The organism is Derxia gummosa DSM 723, from assembly GCF_000482785.1.
GTDB classification, from domain to species: domain Bacteria; phylum Pseudomonadota; class Gammaproteobacteria; order Burkholderiales; family Burkholderiaceae_E; genus Derxia; species Derxia gummosa.
Map to the genome: position 1 here is coordinate 536,436 of NZ_AXWS01000008.1, position 21,837 is coordinate 558,272.

The 21,837-nt window shown below is 71.1% G+C and carries 16 protein-coding genes; 15 read left to right on the forward strand and 1 reads right to left on the reverse strand.

Annotated elements, in window-relative coordinates; genetic code table 11:
- From H566_RS0108690 to H566_RS0108710, 5 genes are all read left to right on the forward strand, one after another.
- Positions 1–909: a hypothetical protein gene (locus tag H566_RS0108690; protein ID WP_028311134.1), complete on the forward strand. Its 909-nt coding sequence runs from the start codon at positions 1–3 to the stop codon at positions 907–909.
- Positions 906–2,018 (forward strand): vWA domain-containing protein, encoded by a 1,113-nt coding sequence (locus H566_RS23905; RefSeq protein WP_051378388.1) that lies wholly within the window; start codon positions 906–908, stop codon positions 2,016–2,018. Before H566_RS0108690 ends, H566_RS23905 begins: the two co-directional genes overlap by 4 nt.
- Positions 2,015–2,674, forward strand: coding sequence for an MxaK protein (locus H566_RS27380; RefSeq protein ID WP_156924343.1), 660 nt, complete (start codon positions 2,015–2,017; stop codon positions 2,672–2,674). The genes H566_RS23905 and H566_RS27380 overlap by 4 nt, the downstream gene beginning before the upstream one ends.
- Entirely contained in the window at positions 2,671–3,606 is a 936-nt protein-coding gene (locus H566_RS23915; protein WP_051378393.1) for a VWA domain-containing protein, read from the forward strand. Before H566_RS27380 ends, H566_RS23915 begins: the two co-directional genes overlap by 4 nt.
- A gap of 513 nt (positions 3,607–4,119) precedes the next feature.
- Positions 4,120–5,439 (forward strand): polysaccharide pyruvyl transferase family protein, encoded by a 1,320-nt coding sequence (locus tag H566_RS0108710; RefSeq protein ID WP_028311135.1) that lies wholly within the window; start codon positions 4,120–4,122, stop codon positions 5,437–5,439.
- Between the two features lie 135 nt (positions 5,440–5,574).
- Here H566_RS0108710 and H566_RS23920 read toward each other — a convergent pair whose 3' ends face one another.
- Positions 5,575–6,543, reverse strand: a complete 969-nt coding sequence (locus tag H566_RS23920; RefSeq protein WP_051378396.1) for a LacI family DNA-binding transcriptional regulator — start codon at positions 6,541–6,543, stop codon at positions 5,575–5,577.
- A 182-nt stretch (positions 6,544–6,725) separates the two neighbouring features.
- On the opposite strand from H566_RS23920, the gene hemC reads away from it, so the two are divergent.
- The 10 genes from hemC to H566_RS0108765 all read left to right on the forward strand — a co-directional run bounded on the left by hemC (position 6,726) and on the right by H566_RS0108765 (position 21,836).
- Entirely contained in the window at positions 6,726–7,754 is a 1,029-nt protein-coding gene (gene hemC / locus H566_RS0108720; RefSeq protein ID WP_028311136.1) for a hydroxymethylbilane synthase, read from the forward strand.
- Positions 7,755–7,859: 105 nt separating this feature from the next.
- Positions 7,860–8,756, forward strand: a complete 897-nt coding sequence (locus tag H566_RS0108725) for a uroporphyrinogen-III synthase (RefSeq protein ID WP_028311137.1) — start codon at positions 7,860–7,862, stop codon at positions 8,754–8,756.
- Between the two features lie 6 nt (positions 8,757–8,762).
- Positions 8,763–9,884, forward strand: a complete 1,122-nt coding sequence (locus tag H566_RS23925; RefSeq protein WP_084544902.1) for a uroporphyrinogen-III C-methyltransferase — start codon at positions 8,763–8,765, stop codon at positions 9,882–9,884.
- Between the two features lie 7 nt (positions 9,885–9,891).
- Positions 9,892–11,100, forward strand: coding sequence for a heme biosynthesis HemY N-terminal domain-containing protein (locus tag H566_RS23930; RefSeq protein WP_051378400.1), 1,209 nt, complete (start codon positions 9,892–9,894; stop codon positions 11,098–11,100).
- A 325-nt stretch (positions 11,101–11,425) separates the two neighbouring features.
- On the forward strand, positions 11,426–13,309 hold the full coding sequence (locus H566_RS0108740; protein ID WP_028311138.1) for a DUF1800 domain-containing protein: 1,884 nt from the start codon (positions 11,426–11,428) through the stop codon (positions 13,307–13,309).
- A 16-nt stretch (positions 13,310–13,325) separates the two neighbouring features.
- Positions 13,326–14,768, forward strand: a complete 1,443-nt coding sequence (locus tag H566_RS0108745; protein WP_028311139.1) for a DUF1501 domain-containing protein — start codon at positions 13,326–13,328, stop codon at positions 14,766–14,768.
- Positions 14,769–15,062: 294 nt separating this feature from the next.
- Positions 15,063–16,940, forward strand: coding sequence for a DUF1800 domain-containing protein (locus tag H566_RS23935; RefSeq protein ID WP_051378402.1), 1,878 nt, complete (start codon positions 15,063–15,065; stop codon positions 16,938–16,940).
- Between the two features lie 11 nt (positions 16,941–16,951).
- The gene (locus tag H566_RS0108755) at positions 16,952–18,388 is read left to right on the forward strand and encodes a DUF1501 domain-containing protein (RefSeq protein WP_034411000.1); all 1,437 of its coding nucleotides are present in this window, start codon (positions 16,952–16,954) and stop codon (positions 18,386–18,388) included.
- Between the two features lie 148 nt (positions 18,389–18,536).
- Positions 18,537–20,348, forward strand: a complete 1,812-nt coding sequence (locus tag H566_RS0108760; protein WP_028311141.1) for a DUF1800 domain-containing protein — start codon at positions 18,537–18,539, stop codon at positions 20,346–20,348.
- A gap of 12 nt (positions 20,349–20,360) precedes the next feature.
- On the forward strand, positions 20,361–21,836 hold the full coding sequence (locus H566_RS0108765) for a DUF1501 domain-containing protein (protein ID WP_028311142.1): 1,476 nt from the start codon (positions 20,361–20,363) through the stop codon (positions 21,834–21,836).
- Position 21,837 lies beyond the last annotated feature (1 nt).

Here is a 21,837-nt window from a genome sequence, read left to right on the forward strand (position 1 = left end):
ATGGCGCGCCTTCGTCCCGCAACACCCGTCGCCGCGCGCCTCGCCCGGCTCGCCGCCGCGACCACGCTGCTCCTGTGCGCCCGCCCCGCGCCCGCCGCCGAGCTGCTCTGGCGCTCGACCGACCCGCGTCCCTACGGCCATCAGCTCGGTGATCTCGTCACGCGCGACATCGACATCGACCTGCCGCCCGGCGCCACGCTCGACCCCGACTCGCTTCCCAAGCCCGCGCGCGCCAACCGCTGGTTCGATCTGCGCGCGATCGAGCGCAGCCAGCCCGGCGCCGGCCGCGAGCATCTGCGCCTGACCTGGCAGGTCACGGGCGTGCGCGACGTCGCCAGCTACGTCGATCTGCCCGCGCTCGACCTCAGGCTGCGCACGCCCGACGGCGAACGCGCGCTCTACGTCGACGGCCGCCGCATCGCCGTCGCTCCCGTCGCGCCGCCCGATTCCGAGCCCGAGCTGCTCGACGACGCGCCGGCCCGTTTCGTCGACACCCGGCCGGCGCGGCTGCAAACCCTTGCAGCCGCGAGTCTGCTGCTGCTGATCGCCACCGGCTGGCTGTTCCGGCGCCATGTCTGGCCGCTGCTGCGTCCGTCGCGCCGGCCCTTTGCGCTCGCGCTGCGCGAGCTTCGTCATCAGCAGCGCAAGGGCGCAAGCCTCGCGGCCGCCTGCGCCACGCTGCACGCCGCCTTCAACGCCAGCGCCGGCCGCGTGCTGCTGGCCGACGGCCTCGCCGACTTCCTGCGCGAGCAACCGGCCTACGCGCCCGCCGCCGGACCGATCGCCGCCTTCTACGCCGAGTCGCAACTGCTGCTGTTCGCCGGGCGCGCGCCCGACGATCCGGTCGCCACGCGCGCCGCGCTGCTCGCGCTCGCCCGTCGCCTGCGCGATCTGGAGCGCGCCGCGTGATCGACCGCCTGCATCTCGACGCGCCGTTCTGGCTGCTGCTCCTGCCGCTGGCCGCGCTGCCCTGGCTGAGCCGCGCGCGCGACGCCCGCGTCCTGCCGTGGACCGCGCTGCTGCCGCGCGACCCGGCCGCCGACTGGCTGCTGCGGCTGCGCAAGCTGCTCGGCAGCCTCGCCATCGCCGCCATCGTCACGAGCCTGGCCGGCCCCTATCGCGCGCAGACCACGGTCGAGCGCATCGGTCGCGGCAGCGAGATCGTGCTGCTGCTCGACCGCAGCCGCTCGATGGACCAGCCCTTCGTCGAGACGCCGCGCAGCATCAATCCCTACTGGCAGGAGAAGCGCCAGGGCGCGCTGTACTCGGGCGACGCGGCAGAGGGCAAGGGCCGCATCGCGCGCGCGGTGCTGGCCGATTTCGCGCGCGGCCGGCCGCACGACCTCATCGCCTACATCGTGTTTTCGAGCCAGCCGATCACCGTGCTCGGCTTCACCCAGAACCAGGACATGATCGACGCCGCCATTGCCGCCGGCGACGTGGGGCGCGGCCTTCAGGACACCGACATCGGTCGCGCGCTGCTGGCCGGCGCCGCGCTCTGGGACGACCGGCCCTGGCGCGGTTCGCGCACCCTCGTGCTCGTGTCGGACGGCGGCGCCCAGCTCGACGACGAGACGCGGGCGCGCATCGCCTGGGAGCTGCGCCGGCGCCAGGTGGCGATCAACTTCATCTACATCCGCTCGTACAACAGCCATGGCCTGCACGAGCAGGTGGCCGAGGACGACATTGCGAAGATCCCGGAACTCGCGCTGCACCACTGGCTCGGCAGCCTCGGCCTGAGCTATCACGGCTACGAGGCCGAGAACGCCACCGATCTGCGCCAGGCCATCGCCGACATCGGCGCGCGCGAGAACGCGCCGATCGCCTACACCGAGACCGAGCCGCGCCGGCCCTTCGCGCCGGGGCTGCGCTGGCTCGCGTTCGCGGCCGTGCTCGGCTGGTGGGCGCTGCTGCTGCCGGGCTGGCTCGCGGGCAGGGCCGGGCGCGGCGCGCGCCCGGCGGCCCGGTCCGGCCTGCCCCTGCGGGCCGCCCGCCAGCAACAAGGAGACGTCTCATGATCCCGATCCGCGGCACCTCGCCCGCGCGCCCGCCGACGTCCCCGGGCCAGCCGCCGCGACCGGCGCTGCAAACCCTTGCAGCCCGATCGGCGCGCCGCCGTCGCCTCGCGCCGCGAGTCGTCGTCATCGCCTTGCTCGGTGGGTTGGCGCTCGCCGGGTGGCGCTGGGTCGCGGGCGAGCGGATCAATGCGCGCATCGAGGCGCGGCTCGCGGCGGGCGCAGGCCCGGCAAGCCGGCCCGACGACGCAGCCCCCGACCTTGCCCCCGAAGCCGCCTTCGCCGACGGCATTGCCGAGGCCCGCGCCGGCCGCACGCTCGAAGCCATCGCCGCCTGGCGTCGCGCCGGCCAGGCGCCCGATGCCGCGCTCGCCGCCGACGCCTGGTTCAACACCGCCAACCTGCATCTGCGCCAGGCGCGCGTGCTGCGGCAGTCGGGCGGCGAGCTCGACCGCACCGGCGCGCTGGCCGAGCTGGCCAAGGACGCCTACCGCCGCGCGCTCGCCCTGAAGCCCGACCACTGGCCGGCGCGCTACAACCTCCAGCGCGCGCTGCAATGGTTTCCGGATGCCGATGACGACAGCGCCGCGTTGCCGCCCGCGCCCGCGCGCGAACGCGCGGTCACGACCATGCGCGCCTTCTCGCTCGGGCTGCCGTGAGCGCCGTCCGCCCGCATCGCGGCGCGCAGGACCGCCGCCCCCCGAGCACCTTGCCGCGCGGCGTGGCCCGCCTGCGCTTCGGCCTGCTCGGCGCCGCGCTCGCCTGCCTCGGTCTCGCGGCCTGGAATCCGGCGGTCACGCTCGACCGGCCGGTGGTCGATGCCGTCGTCGTGCTCGACATCAGCCAGAGCATGGACGTGCCCGACATGCGCCTCGGCGGCCATGCCGCGAGCCGGCTCGCCTTCGCGCGCGCGGCGGTGCGCGACGCCCTCGACGCGCTGCCCTGCGGTTCGCGGCTCGGTCTCGGCATCTTCAGCGAGTACCGCATCCTGCTGCTGACCGCGCCGGCCGAGACCTGCGCCGCCCATGCCGATCTCAACGGACTGCTCGCGCGCCTCGACAACCGGCTCGCGTGGACCAATGCGAGCGAGGTCCGCAAGGGCGTGCTCAACGCGCGCGAGGCGGTGCTGGCGCTGCCGGGCCAGCCGGCGCTCGTGTTCGTGACCGACGGTCAGGAGGCGCCGCCGCTCGCGCCCGGCCAGGGCCGGCGCTTCGACGGCAAGCCGGGCGAGGCGCGTGGCGTGCTCGTCGGCGTCGGCGGCGATGTGCCGCAGCCGATTCCCAAGACGGACAAGCTCGGCCAGTCGCTCGGTTTCTGGCAGGAAGGCGAAGTGGCCCAGCCGCGCGACCGCAAGGGCAGCGAGCACCTGTCGGCGCTCGACGAGCCGCATCTCGCCGCGCTCGCCACCGAGATCGGCTTCGGCTACCACCGGCTCGACCGGCCCGGAGAACTCGCCGCGCTGCTGGCCGCACCCGGCCTGCGCCGCGCCGCGCCGGCGCCGCTGCCGCTCGGCGACGGTTTCGCGCTGGCGGCGCTGCTGCTGATCGTCGCGGCGCTGCTCGCAGGCATTCGTCCGGCGAGACATTCCTGAAATGCCGCCGGCAATCGGCGGCAAATCGTCGGCGAAATGATGGATGAATCGAGCGGCGTGAAAAGATCCGCATTTTGTTATCGCATCGTCGGGTGATCCTTTTCTGGATCGCGACAATCCGGCAAAACCGACTTCCGCTGGTAATGCGCCGGGATAACATCTGCCGCAATTCGGTTCCGGAATGCCGCTGCCAATCGGGTTGTCGCCAAGAGTGTGTGGACAATTGCCCGATGGAGCGTCTTGAACGAAACCATTCTCGAATTGGATGCCTGCTCCGGCAATTTCGCCAGATGAATTGTGCGGGCAATTCAGAGAGTCATGGCAATTCCGGACGAGGCGTTTTCAATGCCGCGGTGCGGAATGTGGAGAGGAATTGCCATTTCGGCATGCGCTCACCATTTCCGGAAAGTGATATTGAACGAATTCGCGCAAGTCATTCCGGCCGGATGTGCATGCGTTTCCCATTGCGATTCATGCGTCATGCCCCGATGGATGGCGCCGGAGTGTTGATTCATGAATGCACAGGCGGGTTCTGCGGATCTCGCGCGTCAGGTCTGGCGCAAGTCGGGCCTCAAGGCGCAGTGGAAGAACTGGCGGCTCGACCGCGTCATCGACGAGTGGCAGGCGCTGCGTGAGCGCATCGCTGCACCGCCGGAGTCGCGCCGGGGCCCGGCGACGCTGCTTTTCATTCCGCCCGATCCCTTGCTGTTGGTGTCGTCGCGCGGCGACGAGGCAATGATCTGCGTGCTGCTGCGGGAAATGCGCACGCATTTCCCGGAGGCACGCTGCTACATGCTCACGCATGGTTCGCGCGCGAGTGAAGTCGCGCGCGAATTGAATGCTCGGCCGATCGAGGTCCAGCATCTCGACAAGCTCGCAACCACGCTCGAGCGCTGTCTCGCGCAAGGCATCACGCATTGCGTGACGATTGGCGCCGATGTGCTCGATGGCAGTTATGACCCGGTGTTCTCGGCAGAATTGCTGGCGCTCACCGACATGCTCGCGCGCAATGGCGTGCGCTGCGCGGTCAATGGCTTCAGTTTTTCCGACAAGCCGCATGAAGGGCTGGCGCGGCTGTATGACGGCATGTCGCGCGACGTGGTCTTCAATCTGCGCGATCCCGTGTCATTCCAGCGTTTCCAGCGTTTTACCGGGGCGCGTTCGCGGCTGTCGGCCGATGCCGCCTTCATGCTGGAGCCGGCCGCGCTGCTCGACGGCATTGCCGACTACGAACCCTGGATCGCCGACCGCAAGGCGTCGGGCCGCACCGTGCTCGGCATCAACCTGCATCCGCTGCTGCTCGAACTGGAGGAGCGCGAGCGCGTGCCCGAGATGTGCGCCGCCTTCGTGCGCGTGCTCGGGCAGCTGGCGGCGATCCGGCCGCTGGCCTTCGTGCTGCTGGAGCACGACTTTCGCGGCAGTTCGTCCGACTACCACTGCATCGATCGCCTGGAGGACGCGTTGCGGCCGCTGCTGCCGGGGCTGGTCTGGCGCTTTCCGCGCCAGCTGCGCGCGGCCGAGATCAAGCGCGCGGTCGGCCAGCTCGACGGCGTCGTGACCGGACGCATGCACCTGTCGATCGCGACGCTGGGCGCCGGCGCGCCGGTCTTCCTGTTCGACTACAAGGCCAAGATGGAGGGGCTGCTCCAGCACTTCGAGCTGGACCGCGACATGCGCGTGCCGGCACGCGAGCTGTTCGACGAGCCGGCCACGCTCGCGGCGCTCGACCGCTTCGTGCAAAAGCTGCCGCTGCTCCGGGCCCAGGTGCGCGCCCGCCTGCCCGTGATCAAGCAGCTCGCGCATTCCAATCTCGACGCGGTGCTGGAGAGCTGACAGGCCCGCCGTCGGCGGCCACCCGCGAAAAGAGCCGGGCCGCGCTGCAAGCGTGTGCAGCGCGGCCCGGCTTCGTGCGGTGCGGCGCACAGCCTCAGTGCGCATGTCCGGCGGGAGGGGAGCGGTCTGGCGGGTTCAGCCCAGCGTCGCGCCCGGCAGCAGCTCGCATTGCAAGCGCTTGCCGGCCAGCTTGCCGCCACCGGCCAGGGTGGCCACGAGGCGGCCGATCGCGTCATCGACGATGGCCTCGACCGGCGGCTTGACCGTGGCCAGCGCCGGATCGAGCCCGAGCGCGCCCCAGCCCGCGATCGCCACCGCGCCCGGCACGTCGAGCCCGGCCTCCCGGCAGGCCGCGAGCGCGCCCAGCGCCAGCCGGTCATCGGAGCAGAACAGCGCCTGCGGCGCCTTGCCGGCCGCCAGCAGCCTGGCCGCGGCGGCGCGACCGGCCTCGACCGTCGCGGCCTCTACCGTCGTGACGGCGGCGCTCACGCCCTTGACCGCGCCGGCGGCCTCGGTGAAGGCGGTGACGCGCTCGGCATCGGGCGTGTCGGTGATGCAGGCAAGCCGCTTGCGCTTGCCCGCCACCAGCTTCTCGACCAGTGCCGCCGAGGCGGCGGATTCATCCGCGCCCACGACCGGCACCGCCGGCCGCGCGGCCTTGCGGCCGAGCAGATGCAGCGCCGGGATGCCCGCGCGCTGGCAGTCGCGCGCGAAGCCGTCGGGCAGCTCGGCGCCGACGATGAGCGCCGCGTCGACCTGGTACTGAAGCAGCACGTCGAGCGCCGCCGCCGGCCCCGGCGTGGCGTCGATGCGCGTCACCAGCGGATGCAGTGAATGCGCTTGCAAGCCTTCGACGACACGCGCGAGCGCAAGCGACTCGGCCGCGCCCGGCGTGCCCGCCAGCAGCACGCCGACGAGCCGCGTGCGCCCGGTCATGAGACCGCGCGCAAGCTGGTTGGGCCGGTAGCCGAGCTTCGCGGCGGCGGCCTCGACGCGCGCGCGGGTTTCGGGCGACACGCTGCCGCCCTCGGTGAACGTGCGTGATACGGCCGAGATCGAAACCCCGGCGCTTTCTGCGACCTGTTGCGCGGTAACCCGTGCCATCGGGCATTCCCCTTCTTCTCGTGTAATGCGGCGCGCCGTTGCGCACCGCGGCAACCCTAGCAAGGATCGGCCCCGCATGGAGGCCAGGGGCTATCATCGGCCGCCCCGCGCCCGCCGTCGCGTGTCGCTTTTCCTGCGATGCGGCATGCGCGGACGTCTTTTGCCATCGATACGTTTCCGTCATGACACAGCCCTTGCCCGTCCCGCCCGCCCGTCTCGTCATCGCATCGCGTGAATCGCGGCTGGCCATGTGGCAGGCCGAGCATGTGCGGGAGCGCTTGCAAGCGCTGTATCCGCAATGCGAGGTGAGCATCCTCGGCATGACCACGCGCGGTGACCAGATTCTCGATCGCAGCCTGAGCAAGATCGGTGGCAAGGGGCTGTTCGTGAAGGAACTCGAGAACGCGCTCGCCGACGGTCGTGCCGATCTGGCGGTGCATTCGCTCAAGGATGTGCCGATGGTGCTGCCCGAGGGCTTCGAGCTGACCGCGATCATGGAGCGCGAGGACCCGCACGACGCCTTCGTCTCGCCTCGTTACGCGAGCCTGGCCGAACTGCCGGCGGGCGCGGTGGTCGGCACCTCCAGCCTGCGGCGCGCGGCGGCGATCTCGGCGCGCTTCCCGCGGCTGCGCATCGAGCCGCTGCGCGGCAATCTCGACACCCGGCTCGGCAAGCTCGATCGCGGCGAGTACGACGCCATCGTGCTGGCGGCGGCCGGGCTCAAGCGGCTGGGGCTGGGCGAGCGCATCCGCGCGGTGCTGTCGCCCGACGAGTCGCTGCCGGCGGCGGGGCAGGGCGCGCTCGGCATCGAGATCCGCGCCGGCCGGCCCGAGCTCGCGGCCTGGCTCGCGCCGCTGCACCACGCCGCGACCGCCGCCTGCGTCGGCGCCGAGCGCGAGGTGGCGCGAGCGCTGGGCGGCAGCTGCCAGACCTCGCTCGCGGCGCATGCCGTGATCGACGGCGGCCGGCTGAAGCTGCGTTCGTGGGTGAGTTCGCCCGACGGCCGCGAAAGCCTGTCGGACGCCCGCGAGGGTTCGGTACTCGCCGTGGTGGCCGCACCGGCGGCGGCCGCCGTCACAGACGCCGGCGCGGCCCGCATCGACGAGGCCGCTGCCGCCGCGATCGGCGCCGCCGCCGCCGCCGACCTGCTTGCGAACGGCGCCGCCCGCTTCATCGCGCCGCCGCTCGCCGACGAAGGCGGCGCGGCTTGACCGCAGGCAGCGTCGCGGCCGCCGGGCCTCGCCCCGTCACGCGCCGCCATAGTCGCCGGCATCCGTCCCCCACTTCGTTCGCCAGCTCCATCCCCGCCGTCTCCGATGCCTGATTCCCGCCTGCCGACCGTCGTCTTCACCCGCCCGCGCGGGCAGGGCGCGGCGCTGCTCGCCGGGTTGCGCGCGCGCGGCTTCGGCGTGCTGGAAGTGCCGGCCTTCGATATCGCGCCCGCGCCCGATCCGGCGGCGGTCGCGGCCGTGCGCACGCGGCTCGGCGAGTTCGCGCTGATCCATTTCGCCAGCGTGAACGCGATGCGCGGACTGCTCGGCGCGCCCGGTGACGCGACGAGCGAACCCGCCGTCGCACCGGACGCGATCGTCGCCGTGATGGGGCCGGGCAGCCGCGCCGAGGCGCTGCGCCATCCGGCGCTGGCCGGCGCGCGTCTCGTCACGCCCGGCGAGGAACTGGCCGGCGCGCCGCCCGCGCTCGATTCGGAGACGCTGCTGCTGACGCTCGACGCGCACTTTCCGGGCGCGCTGGCGGGTCGGCGCGCGCTGCTCGTCAAGGGCGACGGCGGGCGCGACGCGCTCGCGCGCGGCCTCGCGGCGCGCGGCATGACGATCGAGGCGGTCGAGACCTACCGGCGCCTCTGCCCGTCGCTCGCGCCCGACCAGCGCGTCGCGCTCGAAGCGCTCGCCGACGCCGACGCGCCGGAAGGCGGCTTCGACGATGCCACCGCGACCGCCGATCCCGGCGACGCCGCCGATCCCGCCCCGGCCCTCATCGTCGCCACCAGCAGCGAAGGCATCACCAACTTCCACGCGATGCTCGCGCCCTGGCCGGCGCTCGCGGCCTGGCTCGCGCGCACGCCGGTGCTCGTCACGCACGAGCGTGTCGCCGCCAAGGCACAGGCGCTCGGAATCGCCCATGTGCGTCATTGCCCGCCGGGCGATGATGCGATCCTTCGCTGGCTAGCAACCGGTGCCCCGCACCGTCACTGAACCCGCATGCATTCATCTCCCCCCGGCCCCGACGACATCGGCGGCGCTCCGTCCGCAGTGCCCGAGCCGCAGGCTCCTTCCTTTTCCGCCATGCCCGCCGCGCGGCCGGCCGGCGTGCTCGCGCCGCGCAATCTCGCGGTCGCTGGCGCCATCGCCGTCGGCCTGCTCGGCTGGCAGACCTGGTCGCTCCACCGCGAGATCGATCTCGTCCAGCGCGAACTCGCGCGGCGTGTCGATGACGCGGGCGGCCAGTCCAGCGCCGCCGCCCAGAGCGCGCGCCAGTCGGCCGACTTGGTAGCCGACCTGTCGGCCAAGCTCTCGCTGATCGAGGCGCGCGTGGGCGAATCCCAGGCCCAGCAGCAGGCGCTCGAACAGCTCTATCAGGAGCTGGCGCGCAACCGCGACGACATCCAGCTCGCCGAGATCGAGCAGGTGCTCGCCACCGCCGCCCAGCAGCTCGAACTCGCCGGCAACGTGCAGGCCGCGCTGGTCGCGCTGCAAACGGTGGATGCCCGGCTCGCCCAGGGCGACCGCCCGCAGTTCCTCGCGGTGCGCCGGGCGGTCGCGCGCGACATCGAGCGGCTCAAGGCGCTGCCCGCCACCGATGTCACCGGCCTCGCGTTCAAGCTCGATCAGGCCATCGCCTCGGTCGACGACCTGCCCACGCTGGCCGAGGTGCGCCCCGCCGACAAGTCCGCCGCCGAGCCGCCCAAGCCGAACGCCGACTACTGGACCCAGCTGGCCGAGCGCGTCGCCAACGAGGCGCGCGACCTGTTCCGCATCCGCCAGGTGAGCCAGCCCGACGCGCTGCTGCTCACGCCGTCGCAGAGCTATTTCGCGCGCGAGAACCTCAAGCTGCGCCTCCTGAACGCGCGGCTGCGCCTGCTGGCGCGCAACGAGGCCGGCTACCGCGCCGACCTGGCGGTGGGCAGTGCGCTGCTGCACGGCTACTTCGACGACCGCGCCCGCCCGGTGCTCGCGCTCGCGAGCACGCTGCGTCAGCTGCAGGCGGCCGAGGTGAGCATCGACCTGCCCAACCTCAACGAAAGCCTCAACGCGGTGCGCAACTACCGGCCCTCCGCCCCCGTCACCGCCCCGGCGCCGCGCGCCGAGGCCGGCAAGCGTTGAGGTCGCCATGAAGGGACTGTTCTGGTTCGTCATCCTGGTCGCGGCCGGCATCGGCGTCGGCCTGCTTGCGCGGCTCAACAACGGCAATGTCGTGCTGCTGCTGCCGCCGTGGCGCGTCGATGTGTCGCTCAACCTGTTCGTGATGGCGCTGCTCGGGCTGTTCGCGCTGTTCTATGCGCTGATGCGGCTGGTGCTCAACACGCTGGAGCTGCCGGCCAGCGTCGCCGCCTTCCGCAAGCGCCAGCGCGAGCAGGCCGCGCTCGACGGCCTCAAGGGCGCGCTGCAAGCCTATTTCGAGGGCCGCTTCGCGCGTGCCGAGCGCAGCGCCATGCTTGCCCAGGAAGTGCCGGGCTACGGCGGCATCGCCGCGCTGGTGGCCGCGCGCGCCTCGCAGAAGATGCGCGAGTTCACCCGCCGCGACGGCTGGATCGAGCGCGCCGCGACCGACCCGTCGGTACGCACCGCGCGCCTCATGACCGAGGTCGAGCTGCTGCTCGAGGAACGCCGCGCCGACGAGGCGCGCGAGCTGCTCGGCCAGCTGCATGCCTCGGGCGCGCGCCACGTCGCCTCACTGAGGCTCGCGCTCCAGGCCGCCCAGCAGGTCGATGACTGGGAAGAGGTGCTGCGGCTCGTGCGCCAGCTCACCAAGCGCGACGCCATCCATCCCACGGTCGCGGCCAAGACCAAGGCCACGGCCTATTCGGCGCTGCTCGCGCGCCGGGGCGGCGATCTGGCGGGCCTGCGCAACTTCTGGATGAGCGTGCCGACCGACGACCAGTCCATCGTCGAGGTGGCCGGTCCGGTCGCGCGCGCCGTCGCCGCGCTCGGCGATCACCGGCTCGCGGTGCAGATCGTCGAGACGGCGCTCGAGAACCGCTGGGACGACCGCCTGCTGCTCGCCTATGCCGAGGTCGGCTCGCGCGAGGGCCGGCTGGAGCAGATCCAGCGCGCCGAGGCCTGGCTGAGCACGCATCCCCAGGATTCGACGCTGTTCTTCGCGCTCGGCAAGCTCTGCGAACTCGAAGGTCTGTGGGGCAAGGCGGCCGATTATCTGGAGCGCAGCCTGCGGCTCGAAAAGCGCGTCGATGCGCTCTATGCGATCGGAAACGTCATTGCGCATGCCGGTGATCGAGACAAGGCCTGTGAAATTTTCCGCGAATGCGCGTCTTTCGCAGCTTCACAGGCGAGTGAAAGCAAGCTAACGCAACGCGTCTGACTCAGGCTTTCGCCTAGCTTCCTCTCGGGGTCGGCGCGCCATGCCGCGCGCCGATTTGCCCGGACCGCCTAGTCCTCCTGCCGATCGGCCGGAAACCTCCCTGAAACAACCACCGCTCATGCCCGGCAGGTCGCCGTTCGGTCCCACCGCGGGCGAGTTTTGCCGCTTGTTTCGAGACTTGATCGGCCGCGACTTCGGGTAACAGCCGGCCGCGCGTGCCGTCGCGGCCGCGCCGCGCTGTAGCAGCTTGTCATCGGTTGCCGTCCGATTTTCGGGTGCAGGTTCGGCCTGCTGGAATCCGCCGCGCTTTCAACGGAGGACTTCCATGACTGAACGCCAGACGGCCGGCCGCATCGCGCAAGGTGCCCGGCTAGCGATCGCGGCCCTCGTCTCGCTGGCCCTCGCCGCCTGCGGTGGCGGCGGGCTGCCCACCGATTCGGCCAGCACTGCCTCGACGGCCAGCATCGCCTCGGCCAGCGACACCAGCCTGCTCACCACCGGCAGCTCGACCTACGACATCCGGACCGTCAAGGCGCCGGCCGTGGTCACGCCCCAGGCCGCCTCGGCCCGCGCCAGCACCCAGGCCGCGACGCTGCTGAGCGCGAGCGACGCGGCCCGCCTGGCCCAGCAGGCCAGCTTCGGCCCGACCGAGGCGCTCATCTCCGACATCTCGACCCAGGGCGCGACCGCCTGGATCGCGGCGCAGATGAACGCCGACGAGACGGTCTATCCCTACCTCGGCGCGTCGTCGGTCGATACCTACGACTCGTCGACCGCCTGGTGCAACGCCAAGCTCACCGGCACCGCGCTCACCAACTGCTTCCGCGACTACTTCTCGGTCGTGCCGCTCGGCTGGCAGTTCTATCGCCATGCCATCACCGGCACCGACCAGCTGCGCCAGCGCGTGGCCTGGGCGCTGTCGCAGATCCTCGTCGTCAACGAGAACGAGGTGCACGGCCTCTACGGCCACCGCGACTACCAGCAGCTGTTCCGCGACTATGCCTTCGGCAACTACCGCGACCTGCTGCGCGAGGTGATCCTCAGCCCGGTGATGGGCGAGTTCCTCAACAGCGTCAACAACGACAAGTCGGACCCGAACGAGAACTTCGCGCGCGAGTTCCTCCAGCTGTTCACGATCGGTACCTGCAAGCTCGACAACAACGGCGCGATCAGCGGCGGCAGCTGCCAGCCCAACTACAACAACGCGACGGTGCGCAACTACGCCTACGCGCTTACGGGCTACACCTATCCGCCCGGTGGCAAGCGCTCGTGGTGCAACCCGACCTGCTCGGGCTGGCAGAACCCGCGCTTCCTGCGCGGCCAGATGGTCAACGTCGCGGCCCACCACGACCAGAACTCGCGCGCGCTGGTGAACGGCGTGACCGTGCCGGCCGGCGCCTCCGCCGCCCAGGCGCTGGAGCTGGTGCTCGACTCGGTCATGAACCACCAGAACATCGGTCCCTTCGTGGCGCGCCGGCTGATCCAGGCGCTGGTCACGAGCAACCCCTCGCCGGCCTATGTGTACGTGGTGGGCAAGGCCTTCACCGACGGCAGCTATGCCGGCTTCGGCAGCGGCAAGCGCGGCGACCTCGCGGCCACGGTCGCGGCGGTGCTGCTCAACGGCGAGGCGCGCAAGACCGACTACCTCTGGAACGGCGGCTACGGCCGCCTGCGCGAGCCGGTCCAGCTCTACACCGCCGTCATGCGCGCCACCGAGGCCAATACCGACGCCGTGTGGTTCGACTGGGTGTACGGCGACGCGATGAGCCAGGAGCCGTTCAACGCGCCCTCGGTCTTCAACTACTACCCGCCCGACTACGCGCTGGCCGGCACGAGCTATGTGTCGCCCGCCTTCGGCATCGAGAACGAGAGCAGCACGCTCCAGCGCATCCTGTTCCTGTGGATGGTCAACAACCCCTGGGTCACGACCAGCCTGCGCTTCGACCCGTCCACGACCGTGAGCGGCGCTTGGGGCACCTATGTGTCGATGAGCAAGTGGATGTCGCTCACGAGCGACCCCGCTTCGCTGGTCGACCGCTTCGCGCTGCTCGCCACCAGCAGTCAGCTCACGAGCGCCCAGCGCAGCGCGATGATCGATTCGGTCTCGGCCTGGAACTCGACCAACGACCCAACCGCATGGCAGCTCCACCGGGTGCGCACCGCCGCCTACCTGGCTTTCCTGGCGCCGCAGTTCTCCGTCATCCGCTGATTCAGGGAGCCAGCACATGAACCGCAGAAACTTCCTCCGCCTCGGTACCGGCGCCGTCATGCTCGGCAGCGGCGTCACCGCCATCCCGCTGCCGGCCCAGGCCGCCAGCAGCTACCGCGCCGTCGTGATGGTGATGCTCTACGGCGGCAACGACGGCATGAACATGCTGGTGCCGCTCGATGCAACCCGCTTCGCGCAGTACACCTCGGTGCGCGGCGCGCTCGCGCTCAAGACAGCCAGCGAAAGCAGCTGGACCACCGGCCCGCTGGTGCCCGTGGCCGGCGGCGCCTGGGGCCTGCATCCGCGCCTCGCGGCGCTGCAATTGCACTTCAATGCCGGCCGCGTCGGCGCGCTGCTGAATGTCGGCCCGCTCGCCCGGCCCACGACGCGCACCCAGTTCACGAGCTGGCGCGACTCCAGCACGCCCAACCTGCTGCCCGAATCGCTGTTCAGCCACAGCGACCAGCAGAAGCTCTGGCAGAACGGCGTCGCGCTCGGCGATACCTCCAGCGTCGGCAGCACCGGCTGGGGCCAGCGCGCGGCCGACCAGCTCTCGACCCGCGTGTACTCCTTCGGCGGCAATTCGCGCTTCGGCACGGGCGCGAGTTCGTCGGCGCTGATCCTTCCGGAACCCGGCACCGACATGACCAACATGGTCGCGTCGATCACGCCCAGCAACCCCTGGGCACCGGCGCAGAAGCTCACCTCGGCGTCGCAGCTGATGATGCAGTCGCCGGTGAGCGCCTCGGCGCAGATGAATGCGCTTGCAACGCTGCGCAAGTCGGCGCTGGCGGCCATCGATCAGCTCTCGGCGACGATCAAGGCGGTGCCGGGCGGCAGCTACTCGGCGATCGACTCGGCCTTCACCAAGGCCTATGCGACGACGCCGAGCAGCACCGCGACGGCCTACAGCCAGAACCTCGGCAAGCAGCTCTACCAGGTGGCCAAGATGATTGCCGACAACGCCAAGCTCGGCGGCACGCGGCATCTGTTCTTCGTGTCGCTGGGGGGCTTCGACACCCACGGCAACCAGCTCGCCACCCAGGCGGCGCTGCTGTCGCAGCTGGGCATCGGCGTCGCGTCCTTCCTGCAGGCGATGATCTCGCTCGGCCTGTCGGATGCGGTGACGCTGGCGACCATGTCGGACTTCGGCCGCACCTTCAAGCCGAACAACAGCGGCGGCACCGACCACGCCTGGGGCAACTATCAGCTCGTCGCGGGCGGCGCGGTGAAGGGCGGTGGCACCTGGGGCACGGCGCCCGAATACGCGCTCGGCGGCAGCAACGATGCCGGCGTCGATAGCTGGGAGCAGCAGGGGCGCTGGATCCCGACCAGCTCGGTCGATCAGTACGCCGCCACGCTGCTGAGCTGGCTCGGCCTGAGCGCATCGCAGAACGCGGCGCTGCTGCCCAACCTGGCCAACTTCAGCACCGCCAACCTGGGCTTCCTCGGCGCCTGAGCGCGGGCGCGGCGATCCGTCCGTCGCCGCGCCAGCCAGGGGGAGGGCGCGGCGATCGGTCCGCGGCGACGGACGGCGGGCCGTACCAGCGGTTCGAGGGTGACTCGGTCGATTTCCCAGCGGGTTCCGACGCGCTGCCGGGCCGGTCCGCGCCGATCGCTAGGGGAAATCCCCGGAAGTTCAGGTAGTCATGGCTTGAAACGGCAGTAAGCGCGTGCTAACACGGCCTTTTCAGGTCGGTCACGGCGCAAATGCCGCGCTGCAATCCCTTCTCCTCCCCAGAAGGGTGACGCCATGACCAACAAGAACCTGAATCACCGCCGGCCGAGCGCCGGCGCGCTTGCCGGCGCCGCGCTCACGCTGGCGCTCGCGGCCTGCGGCGGTGGCGATCCGTCGGCCAGCGGTGGCGCCGCGCGCGCCGGCATCGCCGCCACCGACGAGGCCGAGCTGCGCGCCGCCATCCCGGCCGAGCTGCTCGCCGACACCGGCACCAGCGCCGTCCGCGCCACGACGCAGAGCACCAGCAGCGTGGCGGCGGAGGCCTCGGTGGTCACGACCACGCTCGACGCGGTGCGCCTCGCCAACCAGGCCACCTTCGGCGCCACGGTGGCCGACACCAACAGCATCCGCACCCTCGGCCCGAAGAAGTGGATCGCGCGCCAGATGCTCGCCACGCGCAGCGTCTATCCCGACCTCGGTAGCGACGTGATCCACAAGCGCACGACCAGCGCCGACTGGTGCACCGAGACCTTTGCCGCCGGCAGCAGCGCGCGCAACTACTGCTGGCGCGACTACTACACCGCCACGCCGATTGCATGGCACTTCTATCGCCAGGCCGTGAGCGGCCCCGACCAGCTGCGCCAGCGCGTGGCCTTCGCGCTGTCGCAATGGCTGGTGGTGAGCGACGTGGAGGTGTTCAACACCTACGGTCTGCGCGACTGGCACCAGATGCTGCGCGACCGCGCCCTCGGCAACTACCGCACCCTGCTGCGCGAAGTGATCCTCAGCCCGGTCATGGGCGCCTACCTGAACAATGTCGACAACGGCAAGACCGACCCGAACGAGAACTTCGCGCGCGAGCTGCTGCAACTGTTCAGCATCGGCACCTGCGAACTGAATGCCGACGGCACGCTCAAGGGCGGCAGCTGCCAGGCCACCTACGACAACGCCAAGGTGCGCGAATACGCCTATGCCCTGAGCGGCTGGACCTATCCGGCCGGCGGCTACAACTACTGGTGCCCGGTCAAGTGCGGCACCTGGCGCAACCCGCCCTACTTCAAGGGCCAGATGGTGGCCGTGCCGGCCCAGCACGACACCAGCGCGCGCAGCCTGCTGTCGGGCGTGACGGTGGCCGCGGGCGCCACGCCGGAGGCGGCGGTCGAGCGCGTGCTCGACTCGATCATGAATCACCCGAACGTCGGCCCCTTCGTGGCGACGCGGCTGATCCGCCATCTCGTCACGAGCAACCCCTCGCCGGCCTATGTGCAGGCGGTGGCCACCGCCTTCGACAGCGGCGACTACCAGGGCATCGGCACCGGCATGCGCGGCGACCTCGCCGCCACCGTCGCGGCGGTGCTGCTGCATCCCGAGGCGCGCGACGCCGCCTACATCAAGCAGCCCGGCTACGGTCGTCTGCGCGAGCCGGTGCAGGCCTGGACCTCGGTGATGCGCGCGCTCGACGCGCGCACCGACGGCATCTGGTTCGCGTGGAGCTACGGCAAGGATCTGGGTCAGTCGCCCTTCAGCCCGCCCTCGGTGTTCAGCTACTACGAGCCGGGCACGCCGCTCGTGGGCACCAGCCTCGTGGCGCCGGCCATGGGCATCGAGAACGAAAGCTCGACGCTGCAACGCATGAGCCTGCTCCAGTTCGCCACGCTCGGCGCCGCCGCCAACGGCCAGATGGTGGCGGCCACGCCCACCGTCGCCGATTCGACCGGCACCTTCGTGAGCCATGACCGCTGGCTGCCCTACGTGGCCGACAGCGCGGCGCTGGTCAGCAAGCTCACGCTCTACCTCACCGCCAACCAGCTCACCGGCACGCAGAAGGCGGCCATCGTCGCCGCGATCGACAGCATCACGCCCACCACCTACGGCAGCTACTGGCAGACCCGCCGCATCCGCGTCGCGACCTATCTCGTGATGATGACCCCGCAGTTCTCGATCGTCCGCTGAGGAGAGCCGACATGGACCGCAGACATTTCCTGCGCGCCGCGGGCGCGCTCGGCGCCCTCGGCGTCACCCCGATCAGCCTGCCGGTCGCGCAGGCCGCCACCGGCTACCGCGCGCTCGTCGCCGTCATGCTCTACGGCGGCAACGACGGCATGAACACCGTCGTGCCGCTCGACGCCACGCGCTATGCCCAGTACTGCTCGGTGCGCGGCTCGCTCGCGCTGCTCAAGACGGCCGACACCGAGCATGTGCGCGGCCCGATCGCGCCCATCGGCGACGGCAGCTGGGGCCTGCATCCGCGCCTTGCCGCGCTCCAGGGCTTGGCCGACGCGGGCCGGCTTGCAAGCGTTTTCAACGTCGGGCCGATCGTGCGGCCGACCACCCGCAGCGACTTCGCGGCCTGGCGCTACCTGAATGACGCCACCAAGCTGCCCGAGGCGCTGTTCAGCCACAGCGACCAGCAGAAGCTCTGGCAGAACGGCGCGGCGCGCACCGACGCCTCGACCGTCGGCGCCACCGGCTGGGGCGCGCGCGTGGCCGAGAAGTCCGGCGCGGGCATCTATTCGTTTTCGGGCAATTCGCGTTTCGGCACCGGCGCCACGCGCAGCGCGCTGATCCTGCCCGGCCCAGGCAGCCAGATGGCGGGCGGCCTCAGCGCCTGGCAGCCCGACGCCACCTGGGCGCCCAACATCGCGCTCAGCAACGCCTTTCTCATGACGATGAAGGCGCCCACGACCGATCCGCTGTTCAAGGCCTTCGCCAAGCTGCGCGGCAACGCGCTCGACGCGGTGGGTCGCCTGGGCGGCATCGTGGCCGCCACGCCCGGTGGCACGGGCAGCAACAGCGCGATCGACACCGCCTTCCAGCGCGGCTATGCCTGCGGCACGGCCACGCTCACCGCGTATTCGCAATCGCTCGGCAAGCAGCTCTACCAGGTGGCCAAGATGATCGCGGCCAATGCCACGGTGGGCGGCAGCCGCCACATCTACTTCGTGTCGCTGGGCGGCTTCGACACCCACGGCAACCAGCCCGACCAGCATGCCGATCTGCTGAGCCAGGTCGGCATCGGGCTCGCGTCCTTCCACGAGGCGATGGCCAGCCTCGGCCTGACCGACTCGGTCACGAGCTTCACCATGTCGGACTTCGGTCGCACCTTCAAGCCGAACAGTTCGTCCGGCACCGATCACGCCTGGGGCAACACCCAGCTCGTGCTCGGCGGCGCGGTGAACGGCGGCGGCTGGGGCAGCTATCCGGAGCTGACGCTGGGCGGCCCGGACGACGCCGGCATCAGCAGCTGGGAGTACCAGGGCCGCTGGATCCCGACCACCTCGGTGGACCAGTACGCCGCGACGCTCGGAGGCTGGCTCGGCCTGAGCGCCAGCACGCTGCTCACGGTGTTCCCGAACCTGGGCAACTTCGCCACCCGCGATCTCGGCTTCATGAAGGCCTGAGCGCAGGTCGGGCATCTGCCCGGAATTTGAGCAAAGTGCTTGTTTCGCCAGAAGCAAGGCTGCCGTCCATGGAAGGTGACGGAGTTGGCATGGGAGAGCGTGAACTACTGCCCAGACTGCGCCGCGTCCTCCTTCCAGAAAGACGCCCATGCTCCGAATCACAGGGACGCACCGGGGGTGCGCCGGCTTGCATGCGCTTGCATTCGCGTCGGCCCTCGTGCTTGCGGGATGCGGTGGCGGTGATGCGGCCGGGCTGGCCGCCCCAGCCGACGCCGCGCGAGCAACCACCCAGGCGACGGCAAGCGCCGCCGCGAGTCTGGCCGCCGCGTTGCCCGATGTCGCCACCACCAGCATCGATGCCGCGCGCCTCGCCCAGCAGGGCAGCTTCGGCCCGACCGAGCCGCTGATCGACCGCATCGCCAAGGTCGGCCCGCGCAAGTGGATCGCGCTCCAGATGGAGGCCACGCCCAGCGAGTATCCGGCGCTCGGCAACGTCGACATCGACCGCTGGACCAGCAAGACGAAATCGTGGTGCCAGGGCAATTTCACGGCCGGCACGCCGGCCTCCAACTACTGCTGGCGCGACTACTACAGCTCCACCCCGGTCGCCTGGCACTTCTACCGCCAGGCGGTCTCGGGCGAGGATCAGCTGCGCCAGCGCGTGGCCTTCGCGCTGTCGCAATGGATCGTCGCGAGCGACGTGGACGCGACCGGCACCTACGGCCTGCGCGACTGGGCGCAGATGTTCCGCGACAACGCCTTCGGCAACTACCGCGACCTGCTGCGCGCGGTGGTGCTCAGCCCGGTCATGGGCGTGTTCCTCAACAACGTCAACAACAGCAAGACCGACCCGAACGAGAACTTCGCGCGCGAGCTGCTGCAACTGTTCAGCATCGGCACCTGCGCGCTGAACCATGACGGCACGCTCAAGGGCGGCAGCTGCCAGCCGACCTACGACAACGCCACCGTGCGCGAGTACGCCTACGCGCTCACGGGCTGGACCTTTCCGGCGGGCGGCGTCTCGGCCTGGTGCGGCACGAAGTGCAATGGGTGGCAGAACCCGCGCTGGCTCAAGGGCAGCATGGTGGCGGTACCGGCCCAGCACGACCAGAACGTGCGCAAGCTGCTGTCGGGCGTGACGCTGGCGGCCTCGCGCACGCCGGGCTGGGCGCTGTCGCGGGTGCTTGACTCGATCATGGCGCACGACAACGTCGCGCCCTTCGTGGCGACGCGGCTCATCCAGCATCTCGTCACCGGCAATCCCTCGCCCGCCTACGTGAGCGACGTGGCCACGGCCTTCGAGACCGGCAGCCATGCCGGCTTCGGCAGCGGCAAGCGCGGCGACCTCGCGGCCACGGTCGCGGCGGTGCTGCTGCATGACGAGGCGCGCACCGCCAGCCACATCCGCGACCTCGGCTACGGACGGCTGCGCGAGCCGGCCCAGGTCTGGACCGGCCTCATGCGCGCGCTCGACGCGACCACTGACGGCGCGTGGTTCGGCTGGTCCTTCGGCGGCGATCTGGGGCAGACGGTGTTCAGCGCGCCGTCGGTATTCGGTCACTACCCGCCCGACTACCTCCCGGCGGGCGCCGGCGTGGTCGCGCCCGCCTTCGCGCTGGAGGACGAGAACACCACCTTCAAGCGGCTCGGCCTCTACAACTACGTCAACTTCACCGGCACCGATCCGGTCATGGCGGCGGACGCGACCGTGGCCGGCTCGACCGGCACTGCCATCAGTCATGCGCGCTACCTCGGCTCGGCCGGCAATCCGTCGGCCTTGGTCAGCCGGCTCGACCTGCTGCTCACGAGCCGCCAGCTCAGCGCGGCGCAGCGGCAGTCGATCGTCGATGCCGTGTCCGCCATCACCGAGAGCACCCACGGCAGTAACTGGAAGCTGTGGCGGGTGCGGGTGGCGATGTTCCTGGTCATGGCGTCGCCGCAGTACGCCGTCATTCGCTGAAGGAGCACCCCGATGGATCGAAGAGGTTTCCTGCGCTCCGGCGCGGCGGCACTGGCCGCGCATGGCGCCGACGCGGCCCGGCTCGCGGCACTGGGCGGCGGCATGCTCGCGCTGCCCGCGGCCGAGGCCGCCGGCGGCTATCGCGCGCTGGTGGCGGTCATGCTCTACGGCGGCAACGACGGTCTGAACACCATCGTCCCGCTCGACTCGCGCTACACCGCCTACCAGGGCGTGCGCGGCTCGCTGGCCCTGCTCAACACCGCCGACAGCGCGCGCCGGCGCGGCCCGATCGTGCGTCTGGGCGATGGCGGCTGGGGCCTGCATCCGAGGCTGGAGGCGCTCAAGCCCTGGTACGACACCGACCAGCTCGCCTTCCTGCACAACGTCGGCCCGCTCGCGCGCCCGACCACGCGCGCCGACTACGCGGCCTGGCGCTCGCTGGCCGATCCCGAGCGTCTGCCCGAGGCACTGTTCAGCCACAGCGACCAGCAGAAGCTCTGGCAGAACGGCGTCGCGCGCACCGAGGGTTCGTCGATCCGCGCTACCGGCTGGGGCGGCCGCGCGGCCGAGCGCATCACGGCCAGCAGCTTCTCCTTCGCGGGCAACTCGCGCTTCGGCGCCGGCGCGAGCGGCAACGCGCTCAACCTGCCGGGGCCGGGCGCCAACCTGCGCGGCACGCTCAGCGCCTGGGCGCCGACCTCGACCTGGACGCCGACCCGGCGCATCAGCGACGCGCTGGTCGGCATGAACGCAGCGCCAAGCAGCGACCCGCTGTTCACCACGCTGGCGCGGCTGCGTACCGGGGCCTTCGCGGCGGTCGATCGGCTCGGCGACATCCTGCTCGCCACGCCGTCGAGGGCCGTGTCGGCCTATGCGGCGATCGATGCCGCCTTCACCGCCAGCTACCGGACGGCGGAGGCGGCCACGGCCACCGCCTATTCGTATTCGCTCGGGCGTCAGCTCTACCAGGTGGCGAAGATGATCGCCTCGCGCGCGACCGTGGGCGGCGGGCGCCACATCTACTTCGTGCAGATGGGCGGCTTCGATACGCACGGCGACCAGCTTTCCGCGCATGCCGAACTGCTCTCCGAGCTTGGCATCGCCCTGGCGGCCTTCATGAAGTCGATGAAGACGCTGGCGCTGCACAAGTCGGTCACCGCCTTCACGCTGTCGGACTTCGGCCGCACCTTCAAGCCCAACAGCTCGGGCGGCACCGACCATGCCTGGGGCAACAGCCAGCTCATCCTCGGCGGCGCCGCGAACGGCGGCGCCCACTACGGCAGCTTTCCAGAGCTGGCGCTGGGCGGCGCGAACGATGTCGGCATCAACACCTGGGAGTACCAGGGCCGCTGGATTCCGACCACCTCGGTCGATCAGTACGGCGCGACCCTGCTGCGCTGGCTCGGCGCCGGCGAGGCCGACCTCGCGGCGGTGTTCCCGAACCTGTCGCGCTTCGCCACCGCCGATCTCGGCTTCATGAGCGCCTGAG

Coding starts and splice junctions, on each gene's coding strand:
- H566_RS0108690 (WP_028311134.1), top strand. CDS start 1: ATGGCGCGCCTTCGTCCCGCAACACCCGTCGCCGCGCGCCTCGCCCGG.
- H566_RS27380 (WP_156924343.1), top strand. CDS start 2,015: ATGATCCCGATCCGCGGCACCTCGCCCGCGCGCCCGCCGACGTCCCCG.
- H566_RS0108710 (WP_028311135.1), top strand. CDS start 4,120: ATGAATGCACAGGCGGGTTCTGCGGATCTCGCGCGTCAGGTCTGGCGC.
- H566_RS23920 (WP_051378396.1), bottom strand. CDS start 6,543: ATGGCACGGGTTACCGCGCAACAGGTCGCAGAAAGCGCCGGGGTTTCG.
- hemC (WP_028311136.1), top strand. CDS start 6,726: ATGACACAGCCCTTGCCCGTCCCGCCCGCCCGTCTCGTCATCGCATCG.
- H566_RS0108725 (WP_028311137.1), top strand. CDS start 7,860: ATGCCTGATTCCCGCCTGCCGACCGTCGTCTTCACCCGCCCGCGCGGG.
- H566_RS23925 (WP_084544902.1), top strand. CDS start 8,763: ATGCATTCATCTCCCCCCGGCCCCGACGACATCGGCGGCGCTCCGTCC.
- H566_RS23930 (WP_051378400.1), top strand. CDS start 9,892: ATGAAGGGACTGTTCTGGTTCGTCATCCTGGTCGCGGCCGGCATCGGC.
- H566_RS0108740 (WP_028311138.1), top strand. CDS start 11,426: ATGACTGAACGCCAGACGGCCGGCCGCATCGCGCAAGGTGCCCGGCTA.
- H566_RS0108745 (WP_028311139.1), top strand. CDS start 13,326: ATGAACCGCAGAAACTTCCTCCGCCTCGGTACCGGCGCCGTCATGCTC.
- H566_RS23935 (WP_051378402.1), top strand. CDS start 15,063: ATGACCAACAAGAACCTGAATCACCGCCGGCCGAGCGCCGGCGCGCTT.
- H566_RS0108755 (WP_034411000.1), top strand. CDS start 16,952: ATGGACCGCAGACATTTCCTGCGCGCCGCGGGCGCGCTCGGCGCCCTC.
- H566_RS0108760 (WP_028311141.1), top strand. CDS start 18,537: ATGCTCCGAATCACAGGGACGCACCGGGGGTGCGCCGGCTTGCATGCG.
- H566_RS0108765 (WP_028311142.1), top strand. CDS start 20,361: ATGGATCGAAGAGGTTTCCTGCGCTCCGGCGCGGCGGCACTGGCCGCG.